The organism is Paenibacillus xylanexedens, from assembly GCF_007680605.1.
In the GTDB taxonomy this organism is placed as follows: domain Bacteria; phylum Bacillota; class Bacilli; order Paenibacillales; family Paenibacillaceae; genus Paenibacillus; species Paenibacillus xylanexedens_B.
The window spans coordinates 191199-207854 of record NZ_VEIO01000003.1 but is presented as its reverse complement, the minus strand read 5'-3'; the positions used below and the strand labels follow the sequence as shown (position 1 = coordinate 207854).

15 protein-coding genes and 1 pseudogene are annotated in these 16656 nt (G+C 46.9%); 14 read left to right on the top strand and 2 right to left on the bottom strand.

The features are described from left to right. Nucleotides 1-230, top strand: a 230-nt coding sequence (locus tag FS818_RS28875; protein ID WP_186375541.1) for a hypothetical protein, incomplete at its 5' end; no start/stop codon positions are given. 160 nt (nucleotides 231-390) lie between these two features. Here FS818_RS28875 and FS818_RS18730 read toward each other — a convergent pair. Then, the gene (locus FS818_RS18730; protein ID WP_260989913.1) at nucleotides 391-870 is read right to left on the bottom strand and encodes a heme-degrading domain-containing protein; all 480 of its coding nucleotides are present in this window, start codon (nucleotides 868-870) and stop codon (nucleotides 391-393) included. A gap of 222 nt (nucleotides 871-1092) precedes the next feature. On the opposite strand from FS818_RS18730, the gene lspA reads away from it, so the two are divergent. Next, nucleotides 1093-1575: a signal peptidase II gene (gene lspA, locus FS818_RS18725; protein WP_090921622.1), complete on the top strand. Its 483-nt coding sequence runs from the start codon at nucleotides 1093-1095 to the stop codon at nucleotides 1573-1575. A 117-nt stretch (nucleotides 1576-1692) separates the two neighbouring features. Here lspA and FS818_RS18720 read toward each other — a convergent pair whose 3' ends face one another. Further along, entirely contained in the window at nucleotides 1693-2358 is a 666-nt protein-coding gene (locus FS818_RS18720) for a hypothetical protein (protein WP_145333651.1), read from the bottom strand. A 424-nt stretch (nucleotides 2359-2782) separates the two neighbouring features. On the opposite strand from FS818_RS18720, the gene FS818_RS18715 reads away from it, so the two are divergent. The 12 genes and pseudogenes from FS818_RS18715 to FS818_RS18660 all read left to right on the top strand — a co-directional run bounded on the left by FS818_RS18715 (nucleotide 2783) and on the right by FS818_RS18660 (nucleotide 16517). Further along, nucleotides 2783-4549, top strand: coding sequence for a cache domain-containing sensor histidine kinase (locus FS818_RS18715; RefSeq protein WP_145333650.1), 1767 nt, complete (start codon nucleotides 2783-2785; stop codon nucleotides 4547-4549). Further along, nucleotides 4539-5327, top strand: coding sequence for a response regulator (locus tag FS818_RS18710; RefSeq protein ID WP_145333649.1), 789 nt, complete (start codon nucleotides 4539-4541; stop codon nucleotides 5325-5327). Before FS818_RS18715 ends, FS818_RS18710 begins: the two co-directional genes overlap by 11 nt. A gap of 165 nt (nucleotides 5328-5492) precedes the next feature. Further along, nucleotides 5493-6830, top strand: a complete 1338-nt coding sequence (locus FS818_RS18705) for an extracellular solute-binding protein (protein WP_145333648.1) — start codon at nucleotides 5493-5495, stop codon at nucleotides 6828-6830. 62 nt (nucleotides 6831-6892) lie between these two features. Beyond that, complete coding sequence (locus FS818_RS18700; RefSeq protein WP_145333647.1) at nucleotides 6893-7774, top strand: carbohydrate ABC transporter permease; 882 nt, start codon at nucleotides 6893-6895, stop codon at nucleotides 7772-7774. A gap of 37 nt (nucleotides 7775-7811) precedes the next feature. Further along, a complete protein-coding gene (locus FS818_RS18695) occupies nucleotides 7812-8693 on the top strand; it encodes a carbohydrate ABC transporter permease (RefSeq protein WP_260984721.1) in 882 nt (293 codons plus the stop codon). Between the two features lie 275 nt (nucleotides 8694-8968). Beyond that, nucleotides 8969-10378: an MATE family efflux transporter gene (locus FS818_RS18690; protein WP_145333645.1), complete on the top strand. Its 1410-nt coding sequence runs from the start codon at nucleotides 8969-8971 to the stop codon at nucleotides 10376-10378. Between the two features lie 132 nt (nucleotides 10379-10510). Continuing rightward, nucleotides 10511-11407, top strand: coding sequence for a helix-turn-helix transcriptional regulator (locus FS818_RS18685; protein ID WP_260989912.1), 897 nt, complete (start codon nucleotides 10511-10513; stop codon nucleotides 11405-11407). A 304-nt stretch (nucleotides 11408-11711) separates the two neighbouring features. After that, nucleotides 11712-12557 (top strand): Rpn family recombination-promoting nuclease/putative transposase, encoded by an 846-nt coding sequence (locus FS818_RS18680; protein WP_145333644.1) that lies wholly within the window; start codon nucleotides 11712-11714, stop codon nucleotides 12555-12557. Nucleotides 12558-12567: 10 nt separating this feature from the next. Beyond that, nucleotides 12568-12837, top strand: a pseudogene (locus FS818_RS18675) (Rpn family recombination-promoting nuclease/putative transposase); the annotation flags it as partial. A gap of 274 nt (nucleotides 12838-13111) precedes the next feature. Continuing rightward, nucleotides 13112-13825: a response regulator transcription factor gene (locus tag FS818_RS18670; protein ID WP_145333643.1), complete on the top strand. Its 714-nt coding sequence runs from the start codon at nucleotides 13112-13114 to the stop codon at nucleotides 13823-13825. Continuing rightward, entirely contained in the window at nucleotides 13822-15345 is a 1524-nt protein-coding gene (locus FS818_RS18665; RefSeq protein ID WP_145333642.1) for a sensor histidine kinase, read from the top strand. Before FS818_RS18670 ends, FS818_RS18665 begins: the two co-directional genes overlap by 4 nt. A 62-nt stretch (nucleotides 15346-15407) precedes the next feature. Next, nucleotides 15408-16517 (top strand): hypothetical protein, encoded by a 1110-nt coding sequence (locus FS818_RS18660; RefSeq protein WP_145333641.1) that lies wholly within the window; start codon nucleotides 15408-15410, stop codon nucleotides 16515-16517. Nucleotides 16518-16656: the final 139 nt, after the last annotated feature.

Genomic DNA, 16656 nt, shown 5'->3' with positions numbered 1-16656 from the left:
TTGCGAACAAGATCGCAACAGCATTTGGGACAACCATTCCGGATTGGACTGTATCTGCCGATGGGACGAAAGTGATCTTTACAGCCAAACTTCCGGCAGCGAATAATAGCAAAGCTCTGGCAAGACTATCTGGCTTAAACACAGGAATCGGCATGCCAGATAGTAAGATTACAACCGTAGGGGCCACACATCCTGTTGGAGTTCCTCAAAAAAATTACTATCCCAGATGATGATAAATCTGATTTAAGGGTAGTTGCCTACCAGGAATAAAGAAATAGTAAGAATAGCTTAATAACTAAACACCTTTAGAGTAGATATATTCATATCGTTTCTCTAGAAGGTGTTTTTTGTATGGTGAGCGATTTGGGAATTACTTTCCTCAAACAGGCTCTATTTCAAAAACGAGCGAATGCCTGTGGTAACAAGGTCATGGTCTTCCTCATCAGGCAGACCTGATACCGTGATTGTTCCCACTTGCCCTTCTTCTTTTAAGATCAGCGGAAATGCGCCGCCAGCCAGTACATAATCGGAGCCAGATCGTTGGTAATCTTGCTCCAATGTTTTGTTTTCGCTCCGTAGTCGTAAGGCCGTATGCCAGGAGCTGGAGCCGAAGTGGTTGACCACGTTGTTTTTGCGCCGAATCCAGTTTTCGTTATCGGGGTGCGTGCCTTCCATCGCATGCAAAAAGAGACGATGTCCCTTTAGCGTAATATCAATAGTCACCGCTTGTGAACGGCGTTTCGCTTCCTGAACTAGATGAAGGCCGAGCTGTAGTGCTGTTTCGGAGTTGAATGTATCCCATACCAGTTCCTGTTCTTCCTGCTGCATTTGCGCAAGTCTTGCAGCGATTGCGGGATTAATCGAATTCAAATGAAAGACATCTCCTTCGTATGTGTGATGAAGCTCTACATTCGACGCGTAGCAGGGTCCTACCTGCTTGAAGTGAATTGCTTATTTTATCTGATGTTAGAAGAGACTTAAGATCGGATCATTTGGAGACGTTATAACCGCTGTGGTAGAGTAAGAAGAACGTTATAATGATTTTTCTGCAATTGAACATAAAGAGCGGCTTAGGCAGGCAGGGGGAAAACGATGTTGTTTTATTTTATCGCGTTGCTGGTTACGCTTGTGGATCAGGGTACTAAAATTGCAGTTCGGATGTATATGGAGGTTGGCGAAGTGATGCGGCTTGGGGATTCAGGGATGCAGCTGCAACATTACGAAAATAGCGGTATGGCCGGAAGCATGTTTCAAGGGAATGCACGTTTATTCGGGGTCATTGCCGTGCTGTTTATCGTAGGTATGCTCTATTATCGGCGTAAAGGTGAGATACGGGGATTCTGGATGCAGGCCGGGGCAGGTTTCATGGTCGGCGGTGCACTCGGCAACGCCATAGATCGCTTTGTTTATGCTCGTGTGACGGACTTTCTGGTGTTTCCGTCTGGCCGGGGCATATTGAATCTGGCGGATGTGGCGATTAACATCGGTGTAGTGATGATCATCATCGGCATGCTGATTCGTGCATACCAGCGGTATCGGGAGAAACGTCTACGTAATGCGCTACCTAAAGGGTAACAGTGATGGATATAAGAAATGATTAGTGACGAACATTCTAATGTATGGTTGCAAAAGAGCCGAAGCAGAGGTTAGTCCTGCTTCGGCTCTTGGTTATGGCGAATTTTTATAAGGGGTTTAGTCATTTAATTTAGATAATTCTGCATCAAGATCGGCTAGTTTTGCAGACGAGGTGGTTAGATCCTTTTGTAAGTATAGCCGGGTCATGATTGCCTCTTCGTTTGACAATTGGGCGAAATTTTCATTGATATATTTTTTATAAATGGCTGTGTTTATTTGGACGATTTCATTTGCAAGTCTTAAGCTCTTATCTAAGCTAGTAGTTACAACTAAGTCAGAAGCGGATTCGCTTTGCAAAAGAAGTTTTTCAAACATAGCTTTACTTGAATTAAAGTAGATAAAACCAGGAAGATAATTAAGAGTAATAGGTTCATTCTTATCCAAAGAAAAAGCCTTTTTCCCGTCAGGAGAGTTATAGACCAGTACATAGTTTGCATATTGAATCTGATTTTGTTTTAACTGTTCATAGCTATTGCATAAGAATAGCAGTTCTTCTCTACTAATCTTCTTTTTATTTATAGCGCTCTTCAAAGTTGACAAGATTGAATCTGAGGTAGAAAGAATGTTACGTTCGTAATCTGACAGCACCTGACTGTATTGTTGATTTAAATAATCTTTTAGTTTTCCGTTACTTGAATTATAACCAACAACATTTGCAACTAGAGAGGCTAAAAGAGCAAATATTAAAATGATAATCCAATTTTTTTGGCTCATTTTTTTCATAAGTTAAGAATCTCCTTAGAAAGTTAGGTATTTGATATCATTTTTCATATTGTCTATCATAATAGAATATTTCATAATATTATATATAATTACATATTAAGGAGTTTCGTGGGGGTGGAGCTTCCATTGCTCCATGTCCTCCTCTTATCATGTTCTAATCTATTGAAAATCAGTTGAAATCCATTGATCCCCAAATAAAACTATGTTATCTTGAATGAGTTAATTTAATCGATAAACAAAGTTGGTCCGCTAAGAGGAAAAGAAACATAAGAGAGTTTAATTTGTCGGCTCTTTTGCAAGCGCTTCAATATAACCTTAACAGAATAACGTAGATGAATTCGGCATCGAGTGTATCCCGTCATGCAAAAAGACGGGCGTGAGATGGTGGGTTCTTTTACATGCAGAAAGAGGAGGAAATCAAACGTTGCGGCGGAAAACCAGACATTTTAACTCACTTCGCAATCAGATCTTCGTCGGTTTTGTAATGGTTATGCTTATTGTGCTGCTACTCGCAGGCATAACAGCCTATGACCGTGTAGCGGCTTTGTTGAAAAGCAATGCCGAAAAGCATATCCATCAGACCGCGGTACAGGCCAGCGGCAGGTTGGATGCATTGATTGCACAGGTGAATTCCCTGACCGCTCAGGTTGCAGATGATGCTTACGTGCAACGTTTGCTGAACGAGGAGAAGCGGGGGCAGAAAGCCACGTTTAACCAGCGGCAGGCGTTGCTGCAGATCGCAGGCAGTTATCAATCCTTTATCAATGGCGCACAGAGCATGGAGATTTACACGACGGATTACAGCCGTATCTTTCCGATGGATGATCGTTCCTTAAGTCATAGGCTGGAGCGGAACTGGATTGTCAAAGCGGACGAGGGTAAGGGGCGACTGGTGTGGGCTGGCTCCGATCCCGACGATCCGGGCATTCTTCTGGCTGTTCGGCGGATCAGTCTGCTGGAGCGTTCCTTTGAGCACGGGGGATACGTGGTTGTACGTATGCAGCGCAGTTTTTTTCAACTGAATGATTCGGCTGGGGCAGACGGCTCCCAGGATTCAATCATGTTGCTGGACGGTGACGGTGAAGTGGTGACCTCTAATTTGGATGTGCATCTCGATCCTCAGGCAGTGATGAACAGTGAATCGGTTGTTCAGAATGGCAAGGAATCTTATATCGTGGTGAAGCAACGATCCGAGTTAACGGGCTGGACACTGGCTGTACTGACACCGCTACGAGAGACTACCGAAGGAGTGTCAATCCTGAGAACGGCATTGCTTGTATCGGGAATGATCGGCGTTGTGCTTTTCTTAGTGATGTCCTTCTTCCTCTCCACGATGATTACCCGTCCGCTAATTCGGCTGATGCGGGCGATGCGCGGGGCACAACCGGGGGCAATGAGACCTAACCTCATGGTCAGCTCCACCTTAGAAATCAATGAACTGAATGATGTGTATAACCAGATGGTGTATAGGCAGAATGAATTGACGCAGGTGGTACATGAGAAGGAGGTCATGCAGTCCCGGGCTGAGATGAAGGCTTTGCAATCCCAGATTAATCCTCATTTTCTGTTCAATACATTAGAGGCATTCTACTGGTCGTTGGAGGAAAAAGGAGAGGAGGAGATGGCGCGGATGGTTATCGCGATGTCCCGGTTATTTCGCTACATCATCTCCAGCCCCCATCAGGATGAATGGGTTACGCTGGCGGACGAGCTTGAACATGTAGAACGGTATCTGAACATTATGCAGATGCGGCTGGGTGACAGGATGCAGTGGGAGATCAGGCTGAGAGAAGAGTTGCGAAGCGTACCCATGCCTAAGTTGCTGATTCAGCCGCTTGTGGAAAATGCCGTTCTGTACGGCATCGAGAATACGTTAAAACCTGGAATGGTAAAGATCAGCGTATATCCTTCATCCATAACAGGTCACGTGTGTGTGGAGGTACGCGATAATGGGCCGGGTATAGACGAGGAACGTCTTCAGAACATTAAACAGGCACTAAATGGTGGTGAGCCTGTGGCTCCCGGAAGAGGAGCAGGTATGGGGTTGATCAATGTACATCAGCGTCTACGGATTTATTTTGGTCGTCAGCTTGGTGAGCATGCCAAACTTACGGTCGAGAGCGAGGTTGGAGCAGGAGCAGTGATCCGATTCGACATTCCTAGGGGAACGGAGGATGCACATGATTCATGAGAGAACGATTCTGATTGTGGACGACGAGCCGCGTACAAGAGAAGGCATACGTAAAACACTTGAAGCATGGTCTGCCGGGAAGAACCGGATTCAGACGGTTGCCAGTGGTGTGGAGGCCAGAGATTGGCTTGCAAGCCAGCCAGCTGACCTGCTGATTACGGATGTACGCATGCCAGAGTTGTCTGGCTTGTCTCTGGTGGAAGCTATTCAACATTTTTCTATCAAACCTGCGGTGCTGATCATGTCAGGGTATGCGGATTTCAATTATGCGCAACAGGCGATTAAGCTGGGTGTGGTCGATTATTTGCTCAAGCCGATTGATAAAGAGCAGCTACTTCAGACGGTACAGAAGGCACTCTTTCTTCATGAGCAGCAACGACGTATTCAAGCGATGCAAGAGATCGTTGACCCGAAGCTGGTAGATATCCGGGAACGGAGAGAGCAGCAGGATAATACCCCAATTGGAGAAGCTCTGACCTACATTGAGACACATCTGGGTGAACCGATGACGATGCGGGAGCTTGCCGATTCCCTGCACTTGAATTCCAGTTATTTCAGTGTGCTGTTCAAAGAACAGGTCGGACTGAATTTTAGCGAATATCTCATGCGCAAACGGGTACAGCGAGCGAAGGAATTGCTAGTACAGACGAACCTGCCCATATCCGAGATTGCCGAGAGAGTAGGTTATCAGACCGATAAATATTTTATCAAAGTATTTAAAAGCCTGGAGAACATCAGCCCGAGTAAATATCGCCATGCTGTGAACGAAAAGGATTAACCGATGGGATGAAGGAGGATTCACTTCTTCAACAAAACAGGGAATGAATACTTAAAATAGTGGAGTTTTTCCAAATCATTCTACCCTTATAGGCTGATGTTGCCCATGCTACAATTTTTTTAAAGCGGTTACAAAACCGAAATTCAACTATTGGGGGTTGGAAATATGAAAAGAAAGACACTGGCGATGATCCTGTCATGGACACTGATTTTGGCTGTCATTTTGTCTGGATGCAACAATGCAGGTTCCGGGGCGGGCAATGATTCCGGTAGTAATGCAGGCGGCGGTGACAGTGGCGGAGACGGCAAGGTTACTCTGAAATTCATGCATCTTTGGCCTGCTGGCAGTTCCGCACAGCAAAACAAGCTGGTTAACGATATTATCCAGCAGTATCAGACCGACAACCCAAATGTGACGATCAAGCAGGAAGTGCTGGAAAATGAACAATACAAAAACAAACTGAAAATTCTGTCTGCTTCCAATGAACTTCCCGATGTGGGCGTAACCTGGGCTGCGGGATTCCTGGAGCCTTATGTGAAGGGCAACCTGTTTGCACCACTCGATGATTTGCTGAAAGGGGACCTGGGCGAGAAGTTTATCGCCGGAACGACCGAGGCTTACGCGGTAGACGGTAAAACGTATGCACTGCCGATCGAGCTGAACATCTCCCCTATTTATTACAACAAAGCGATTTTTGAAAAATATAATTTGCAGCCACCTGCGACTTATGATGAATTCCTGAGCGTAATCAAGACACTGACTGACAACGGTGAAGTGCCGATTGCATTGGGGAACAAGGATCGCTGGACGGGGTCACTCTGGTACATGTACCTGGCGAATCGTGTAGGCGGGGATGCACTGGAGAAAGCGATTAACGGCTCTGGCAAGTTTGACGATCCGGCATTGACACAGGCTGCGGCCGAAGTGCAGAAGCTGGTGGATATGAACGCATTCAACAAAGGTTTTAACGGCCTGTCCAACGATGAGGGCAAATCCGAATTCATGAATGAAAAAGCAGCGATGTATCTGATGGGAACGTGGGAGTTGCCTAACTTTACAACGAACCCGGATATTCCGCAGGAATTCAAGGATAAGGTAGGATTTTTCAAATTCCCGACGATTGACGGCGGCAAAGGAGACATTAACAGCTGGGTCGGCGGACCGGGTGTAGGATTGTTTGCGGCTCAGAACTCGAAAGTGAAGGATGATGCACAGAAATTTATTCAATACTTTGTGGAAAAATGGGGCGAAAGCTCTGTGACCGAAGCAGGGGTCATTCCAGCAACTAAAGTGGATACGGCTGCAGTACAGCTGCCACAGCTTTACATCGATCTGTTGAACGAGTTAAATCAGGCGAGCAGCCTGACCCTCTTTGCAGATGTACAGATGAAACCGGCTGCTGCCCAGGCGCATCTCGATATGATTCAGGCACTGTTTGGTAAAGCGGTAACACCGGAAGACTTTGTGAAGAATCATCAGGCTGCGATCGACAAAGGCAACTGATGTAGACCTCACCGACACGTACACCATATGAATGTTTGAACGCTTGAAGGGAGGATTACGTCTTGGACAAAGTCATGTCGAACCGTCTAGTGGCTGCGCTGTACGTGCTTCCTGCGCTGCTTCTGCTCCTGGTTCTGGTCTACATCCCCATTGTACTTACGGGTTATTACGGTTTGATGCAATGGGATGGAATTGGGGCAATGACGTTTATAGGTTTGGATAACTACGCCAGATTGCTTCAGGACAGTACGTTCTGGCAGAGTGCGAATCATACCTTTTTATTAGCCTTGTTCTCTGCGCTGAGTCTCATCGGTTATCTGATGATTGCATTGGTGCTCTCAGGCAAGATCAAAGGCGCGAATCTGTTTCGCAAAATATATCTGATTCCGATGCTGTTGTCTTCCGTTGCGATCGCTCAGTTATGGCTGAAAATCTACCACCCCAGCAACGGTGTGCTGAACAGCTTTCTGGAAGCCATCGGATTTAGCAATCCGCCAGCCTGGCTGGCGGAGCCATCCCTGGTGCTGTATGCACTGTTCGTGCCGATTCTGTGGCAGTATGCAGGTTTCTATATTTTGATTTACTATGCGGCACTAAAAAATATCCCGGAATCGCTCATCGAGGCTGCGCGGATAGACGGAGCAAACCCATGGCAGATTGCTTTCCGGATCAAGCTGCCACTCATTACCGAAGTGATCAAAGTGACCGTGGTGCTCGCCGTGGTCGGATCACTTAAATATTTTGACCTGATCTATGTCATGACAGACGGCGGTCCGAATGGCGCAAGTGAAGTCATGGCCTCCTACATGTATCGTCAGGCATTTCGCAGTTTTGACTTTGGATACGGCAGTGCAGTAGGGTTCTTCCTGCTTCTCATCTGTCTGGTTGTGACGTGGTTACTGCGTAAGGCAACGGCATCCAAAGACACAATTCAATATTCCTGACGCTTACTTATAATGAAAGGAGGTCATTCCGTTGAAGATGGAACCGGCTGTTCGGTTGCCTGTGGGCCCGGAGACAGGCCATAGCCCGGTATGGACAAGAAGGCTTGGATACGTCCTGTTATACGTGCTTCTGTCTCTGGTGGCTTTGCTTCAGATTTTGCCTTTAGTGTGGTTGCTGTTATTTTCACTTAAAAATAATCAGGAAGTATTCGACATGGCTCCTTTTGCGCTCCCGGCTACGCCGCGTTGGGAGAACTATGTCAAGGTATGGACGGAAGGCAATATCAGCTTATATTTTTTCAACAGTGTATGGATTACGGTCGTTTCCGTGGTGTTCACGGTGCTGTTTGCAAGTCTTGTCACCTTTGCGATCACACGCATGCGCTGGAAGGGACGTTCACTGGTGCTGGGATTGTTTATGGTGGGTCTGATGATCCCGGTGCATTCCACGCTGATTCCGCTGTTCAGCCTGTTCTTGAAGTTAAATCTGACCGATCATCCGTTATCGGTCATTCTCTCTTACATTGCATTTAATATGCCGATTACGATTATGATTCTGTTGGGATTCTATTACGCGCTTCCGAGAGAGGTAGAAGAGGCAGCGGTGATGGATGGCTGCTCGGTGAACCGCATCTTCTTCCGTATCGTGTTGCCGATGACAGCATCCGTTATTGCGACAACGGCGATCATTAACATGATCTATGACTGGAACGAATTTATTTTTGTCAACACCTTCATCAGTTCGGATGCGTACAAAACACTGACTGTCGGAGTGCAGAACTTTATCGGGCAATACACCACCGATTGGGGTGCCATTGGTGCAACGCTGATGATCAGCATTTTGCCGATTCTGATTGCGTTCCTGGTGCTGAGCGAACGAATTGTCGAAGGGATCGCTGCAGGTTCGGTCAAAGGATAATTGCTTGTCCGTGTTTCCAATGATTTTAAACGTAAGAGAGTATAGCCCTCCCACTAATCGCTTAACATGCGTGCTGGGAGGGCTTTGTTATGTCCTGGGGGCATTATTGAGCATCATTCAAAAGGAGTAGCCAGACAGGTTTCATGAAAGCGTTAAAATACCTATTACTGGAATTTTCAAAATATTTTCAATTATTTTCGCAAAACTACTGCATTTTCAAACCACCTGTGCTAACATACCCTATGAAATCAAGCCCACGTTGGAAAGGTGAGAAAATGACAGCAATATCCTCCACCAAAGAGTCCCTCCGTTCAGATGCCAAGGATTTGAAGTTGATTCGGCTGACCTGGCCTATATTCCTGGAACTCTTCTTGTTTATGTTGATGGGGAGCGTAGATACGCTCATGCTTAGTTCGGTCTCGGATAATGCCGTATCCGGAGTGGGCGCAGCCAACCAGATTATCTCGATTGCGATTCTTGTACTTGAAGTCATTGGACATGGTGCTGCTATCGTTGTAGCCCAATATATCGGTTCGAAAAAGCTGACAGAAGCAGCACAGGTTACAGGCAATGCCATCACGCTTAATCTAGCGGTCGGGTTGATCCTGAGTGTGATCTTCCTGGTGTTTGGCGGACATTTGCTGTCGCTTTTAAATATACAAGGTGAAATTTACGATTATGCTCGTTCCTATATAAGTATTGTCGGGGGCGGAATTTTCTTGCAGGCCCTCATTAATGCACTGGCGGCAACGATTCGTACACATGGTTATACCAAGGAAACGATGTATGTTTCCGTGTTTATGAACGTCATTCACGTCATTGGTAACTATGCTCTGATCTTTGGACATTTCGGCCTGCCGAAGCTGGGTGTGGAAGGGGCAGCGATCTCGACGGTAGGTAGCCGTTTTGTCTGCTTGCTGATCTTCTTCTGGCTCTTGTATCGTGTGAGCGAGGTTCGTGTCGATTTTGAATATTACATTAAATTGTCCAAAAATTTTATTGGCAAAATTCTGCGCATCGGTATTCCGTCCGCGATGGAATCGATGGTCTATCACTCCTGCCAGCTCGTATTCACGCTGTATGTGACCTATTTGGGTGCGGAAGCGATGGCAACCAAGCAATATGCAGGTAACATTTCGAGTTATATTTATCTGTTCAGTATGGCGATCGGCATGGGAACGTCCATCATTGTCGGCCGGCTTGTCGGTGCTAGGCGCAAGGACGATGCGTATAAACGTGTATTCGACAGTGTAAAATGGGCGCTTCTGGCTACCGTTGCGATTGACGTGATCATTATCATTTTCCGCGTGCCATTGATGAGCATCTTTACGGAAAATCCGGAGATTATCAGGCTGGGAGCACAGGTATTGTTACTCAGTCTGGTGCTTGAAACGGGGCGTACGTGTAACATCGTTATCATTGGTTCCCTGCGTGCGGCAGGTGATGCGAAGTTCCCGGTATACATGGGCCTGATCTCCATGGTGTGCATGAGTCTGCCTCTTGGCTATCTGCTCGTGTTCCAGTTGAATCTGGGACTGGCAGGTGTATGGCTTGCTATTGCGGCAGACGAATGGACACGTGCGGTCATTATGTACTTCCGCTGGAAGAGCCGTGCCTGGGAGAAGCATGAGCTGGTAGAGCATGATGAAGAAGAGGCTGGTGCACAGCCGGTTCCGGCAGTCTAAATACGCGGAGAGTCAGTCAAGGACAGAGTTGTCCTTGGTCTGGCTCTTCTTTTTTTATTTTTTCCGCAAAAATGATCAAAACGGCTCCTTCGTGAACGCGTATAGTAAGGATATGGAAGGGGGCATCTTCAATTGAGTCGATATCAGGATATGATTCAGGACAGCCTGTTCTATATCGAGAACCATCTGCATGAAGAGATTGGACTGGAAGACGTGGCTTCCAAGGCGGCATTATCGCCTTATCATTATCACCGGGTTTTTCGGGATGAGGTGGGGATGACGGTGGTTGATTACATTCGGCATCGGCGAATGAGCCTCGCGTCTACCGCACTTCGTTCGACGGAAGCAGGGATATTGGACATTTCACTTGCCTGCGGATTTGAAAGTCAGGAAGCGTTTACTCGGGCTTTTCGCAAAATGTATGGCATACCGCCTGGTCGGTTTCGCAAATTATTTGATCTGAAACTGTTCACTGGTAAAACCAGAGGAGGAGAAATAAAGATGAATACGACAACGGCAATCAAAGGTTGGATGTTAACAGGGAGTCACCCGCAAAACTATGAGATGGGACTTGATCCTGCCGAGGTACATCAAGGCAAGGCTTCGGGGTATTTGAAGGCTGTGACGCCCATGGAACCGAATGAATTTGCTACGATGATGCAGCAGTTCCGGGCAGACAAGTATGTAGGCAAGCGGATGAAGTTGACCGGTTTTGTCAAAACGGATCGTGTAGAAGCATTCTGCGGACTATGGATGCGTGTGGATAACCATGTCCATGATGTGCTGCAGTTTGATAACATGCATGACCGGCCGATCACGGGTACACAGCCATGGAATCAGTACAGCATTGTGCTGGATGTACCGGCAGAGAGCGCAGTGATCTCGTTTGGAGTGATTTTGAACGGGAAAGGCAAGGTTTGGGTCGATAGCTTCCGCTTCGAAGAAGTGGACTTGAACACACCTGTAACGCATATGGAGACGGAATATGAGATGTCGGACGAGCCGTTAAATCTGTCGTTTGAGGAATGAATAATCAAATGATGCTATATAAGTTGAGCTGTTCATCTACACGTTGACGGAGAGGACAGAAAAAAACTGAAAAAGCGGAGCGGTCGCCTGAAAGCTTTCTGCAAGAAAGCTACATCGGAAGCATACGCTGTTCCCCGGATTTTCCCCTTTGGAGAAGGGAATCGAAAAAATCTGGGATAACAGCGATTGGAAGGTTGTTCTGTCATCGGAGTGGATTGTGTAAATACTTTAGTTCATTATTTTTAAACGGAAGGATGGATGGGAATTATGGTATAATGCTGGTGAAGAATGGAGCTGATGATGTGTGGCGGAACTGCTTGATCCACGGGTAGATTTTGTGTTCAAACGCATTTTTGGAAGTGAGCAAAATAAAGATGTTTTGTTGGCTTTTCTGAACAGCACGTTTATTGAAACTGGCGAGGCTCCGTTGACGGAGATTACGGTTATTAACACGTACACGGATAAAGATAGTCCAGAGGACAAACAGTCCATTCTGGATATTAAGGCAAAGACGGTCGAAGGCAAGCTCATTAATATTGAGATGCAGCTGTTCAACCCGTACCATATGGAGAAGCGCACACTGTTCTACTGGAGTGAGATGTACTTCCACCAGATTAAAAAGGGTGAGAACTACAACCTGCTTAAAAAGTGTGTGACCATTAACATTTTGAACTATTCCTGTTTGGATAATGAACGTTACCACAATGTGTTTCATTTGCGGGAAGACCACACAGGGATTAGCCTGACGGATGACATTGAAATCCATGTGATGGAGTTAACGAAGCTGGAGCAACACCCTATTCCACTGGAAAAGGGCGGACTTGTGAATTGGCTGTTATTTCTGAAAGGGATCGACACATCAAACTGGGAGGTGCTGGCCATGAACGAACCGATGTTAAAGAAAGCTATGGATACGCTGGAATTTCTGAGTCATGATGCCGCTACCCGTATGGCGTATGATGCCCGGATGAAGGCCCTGAGCGATGAGAAGTCGATGATTGAGGGTGCGCGGGCCGAAGGCTTACGAGAAGGCTTACGAGAAGGCAAACAAGAGATGGCTCGCGAGCTGTTAGCACTCGGTGTGGACATGTCGGCTATTGTGAAGGCCTCGGGTCTTACCGAAGAAGAAATTCGGAAGTTGCTTCCATAAGTGGCCTCGGGAGGTGCTGGCCATGAACGAACCGATGTTAAAGAAAGCTATGGATACGCTGGAATTTCTGAGTCATGATGCCGCTACCCGTATGGCGTATGATGCCCGGATGAAGGCCCTGAGCGATGAGAAGTCGATGATTGAGGGTGCGCGGGCAGAAGGCTTACGAGAAGGCAAACAAGAGATGGCCCGTGAGCTGTTAGCCCTTGGAGTGGACATGTCCACTATTGTGAAGGCCTCGGGTCTTTCCGAAGAGGAAATCCGAAAGTTGCTGCCTTAGCAATAGGTACCAACAAAAATGATTAGCGTGTAAATACTATCAGTGAATTTCACGTGGTTACACTCAACATATAATAGAGAAAGAAATTTTGAGCCAGTCCATCGGTGGAATGGCTCTCTTTGCCGTCTTTGGGGTATAAAAGAAGAAGAGCAACGTACCTACTGCGAGGTATCCATAGGGTAATGAAAACGACCAAAGTTTCATGGCGTAATGATCGCGATCTTGTTAACATAAACGCATAAACCAATGACACAGATAAAAGAGGATGAATCCGATGAATAGAAAAGTGCTTGTGGTGGATGATGAATCCAGCATCGTCAGTGCCATTTCGTACGCACTGCGGCGTGAAGGATATGAAGTAGAGACAGCGAATGATGGCGAAGAGGCTTTGGAAAAGGTGGCTTTGTTCCATCCCCAGGTGATGATCCTGGATGTGATGATGCCTAAACTGGACGGATATGGCGTGTGTCGCCGGTTAGAAGACCGAGAGGATATCGGCATTATTTTGCTCACTGTGAAGAATGAACTTGTGGATAAAATTGTAGGTCTTGAAATGGGCGCAGATGATTATATGACCAAACCATTCGAAATCCGTGAATTGCTCGCCCGCGTGAAGGCACTGATGCGTCGGGTGGAGAAGAGCAGTACGCCGCCGCAGGACGACTCCAAGAGCCAAGCGATTGTCAACGGAACACTGCGTATTCATGTTGCTCATCGCACCGTGACGGTGGGTGAAGAGAAGCTGGATTTAACACCAAAGGAATTTGACCTGCTAACCATCCTGATGTCCAATCCGGAACGGGTGTACACACGGGATGATTTGCTGGATCGAGTGTGGGGCATGGAGTACGCAGGGGGGACACGGACGGTAGATATTCATATCCAGCGTTTGCGCAAAAAAATCGGGGATACCGATCAGCAAATGTTGCAGACGGTATACGGGATTGGGTACAAGGCAGTTGCTCCTGAAGCAGGCGGAGCGGTATGAGAGTCAGCATCAAGCTGAAGTTCAGTGTGTTTCTGGCTGCGTTGCTCATCCTCACCGTGGTTGTACTTAGTTCTCTTGTGCTGCGAGGTATTGAGCTTAATCAGCAATCACAGGTGGAGCGTACTCTCGCGCAACAGACGCGTCTCATTAATCTGAATGTACGCCAAGCGTATTATACGGAGGCGATTCGCCAGGAACCGGAACAGTTCTTGCAGCAAAATGGACGTAGATTGGCGCAAGCTCTCTCTGACTCAACAGGTCTGCCAGTTGCACTATATGACATGAGTGGCAAACAAGTGGGAGCTTCTTTTGCGCCCAGTGAGAATGAACTCGTTCAGGAGACTCTGAATTATGCATTGAAGAATAAAATTGCCTATCATGAGCAAGGGGAGACGTTGCTCTATGCTGCCCCGCTTGACGGCCCGGAGGGACAGATCGGTGCCATCTGGATTCAATATTCCGTACAGAGTTATCAGGATTTCTATGCCCGGATTCAACAATTATTCCTATGGGCAGGCATCACGGTGGTTGCGCTTAGTTTCATTCTAGGGTATCTGTTCTACAACCGTTTTGCCGTAGCGATTACCCGGTTGAAGAAATCAGCGGCCTCCATTCAAGAAGGGAACTATATTACCGAATCTCCGGTCAAACGTAAGGACGAACTAGGCGAGCTGGGACAAGGGATTTATTATATGAGCACGTCTATTCAACAAAATATTGCAGCCATGCATGCCGAGCAGCAGAAGCTGGAACTGGCGATTGAGAAGTTGCAGGCACTGGAGCAGCAACAGAAACAATATATCGGCAACATCAGTCATGAGTTCAAGACACCGCTGACGTCCATCAAGGCATATGTGGAGCTCTTAAACATGTACAAGGATGATCCCCAACTGCTGGACGATGCGACGAATAATATCGGGAAAGAAACCGAACGATTATATGAAATGGTGGAGAAGGTGCTGCACCTGTCCGCGCTTGAAAAGTATGATTTCGAGAATCAGGCGGAGGATGTGGAAATCAGGGCATTGCTTGCGGACGCTTGCGGACGAATGCGAGGTAAGGTTGAAAAGTTTGCACTGAACATGGAGCTTGATCTGGAGCCTGCCATCATTCACAGTGACCGTGAGAGTCTGATGCATATTTTCATCAACCTGCTGGACAATGCGATCAAATATAACGTTCCTGGAGGCATCATTCGAGTGGAGAATGAGGGGCGTATAGAGGAACATCAGGCGGTCATTCGCATCTATAACTCAGGTACGCCGATCCCTGAAGAGGCACGGGAGAAGATTTTTGAGCCGTTTTACACCGTCAATAAGGACAGAGCTCGCAAAACAGGCGGAACCGGACTCGGTCTATCCCTCGTAAAGCAGTTTGTTGAGAAGCAGGGGGGAACGATTACATTATTGCCGAGCGATCCAGTGCATCAAGAAGGCGTGACATTTCAACTCGTATTCCCACTTGTAAATAAAGATAAAGATATAGATACAAGTTTACAAGTTGGAAACAAGTCTGAATAACTTTGGAAGTATACCGGCTTTATGATGGGTGTATAGCATAAGTAACCGAGGGGGATCACCACATGATGAAATGGATGAAAGCGACATTTGGAGCGCTGGGGGCAGCTGCATTATTGACCACGGTTGCGTGTGGAAGCACCACAGAGCCGGCTGGCAATACACAAGGTGCAAAAACAGGCACAGACATTACCGTAAAAGATAATACGAACACGTCCGTTTACCAGAATTTTAAACTTGAAAAGATAGATAAATTGCCTAATATGCGCGGGATCGCTTGGTTGAGCGAGAGCTCGATCGTGACGGATAAAGAAAACACGTCCATGAAACCCGTTAGTGTAGAGGGAGAGGAGCGGTATCCGCACAACCTGTACATGTATGATCTGACGAAAGGCGCGGATACACCGCTTATAGAGAGCGAGGTTAGCCTGGGAGCACCGCAGGTATCGCCGGATGGACAGCATCTGTTCTACTGGCAGACGGAGGAAGCGACAGGCTGGCCTTTCATTCTGAACCTGAAGAGCGGAGAAGCGGTTGCTGCGGGTAAAGAGGATGGATTTGTTCAGGAAGGTGCCTGGCTGGATAATGAACATGTCGTTTTTTCCAATATGAAAGGAGATTTAATCTCGGCTGCACTGGACGGCACCACGAAAGTATTGGTAGAGACAGGTAACTTTAACGTGCGCAGTATCAAGGTGACAGGCAATATGATCTATTACATTACCGGAGAAGACGGTCAACTGAACACCTATGATGCGAAGACGGGCGAAGTCAAACAGGTGCTCAAAAGCGTGGAGTGGGTCATCCCTTCGAACGACGGAACAAGGCTTGCGATTGTAAAAAGAACAGCGGATACCAAACGGGCGCTGGTGCTCACCGATCTGGAAGGTAATGAGAAGGCCACACTCGCCAGAGGCACGCAGATTTTTGGCACAAGCTGGTCGGGTGACGACTCCAAGATTGCGTACACGATTAATTCCGATAAGGATAACGAAAAAGGATTGTTTGTTTCCAACACGGAGTCGGCAGAACAATTCCAGATCTCCGCAGAGATGGACAATGTGGCTGATTCGTTAGCCTGGAGCCCGCAGGGGAACAAAATTTTGCTGTCACAATCCGTGATGGAGAATGAAAAATATCACTTTGTGACCTCGATCATTACGATTTCGGAATAGTTGTCACATCAAAGGATAGTGACGGCATGGAAGGCGTGTTCCATATCTTTCATGCCTTTCTATACATTTATATTGACTAAGTCCTTCTGCTTCCGATAAACTAGTATGCAGGAATATAAAGTCGAATGGTTAGACAGCA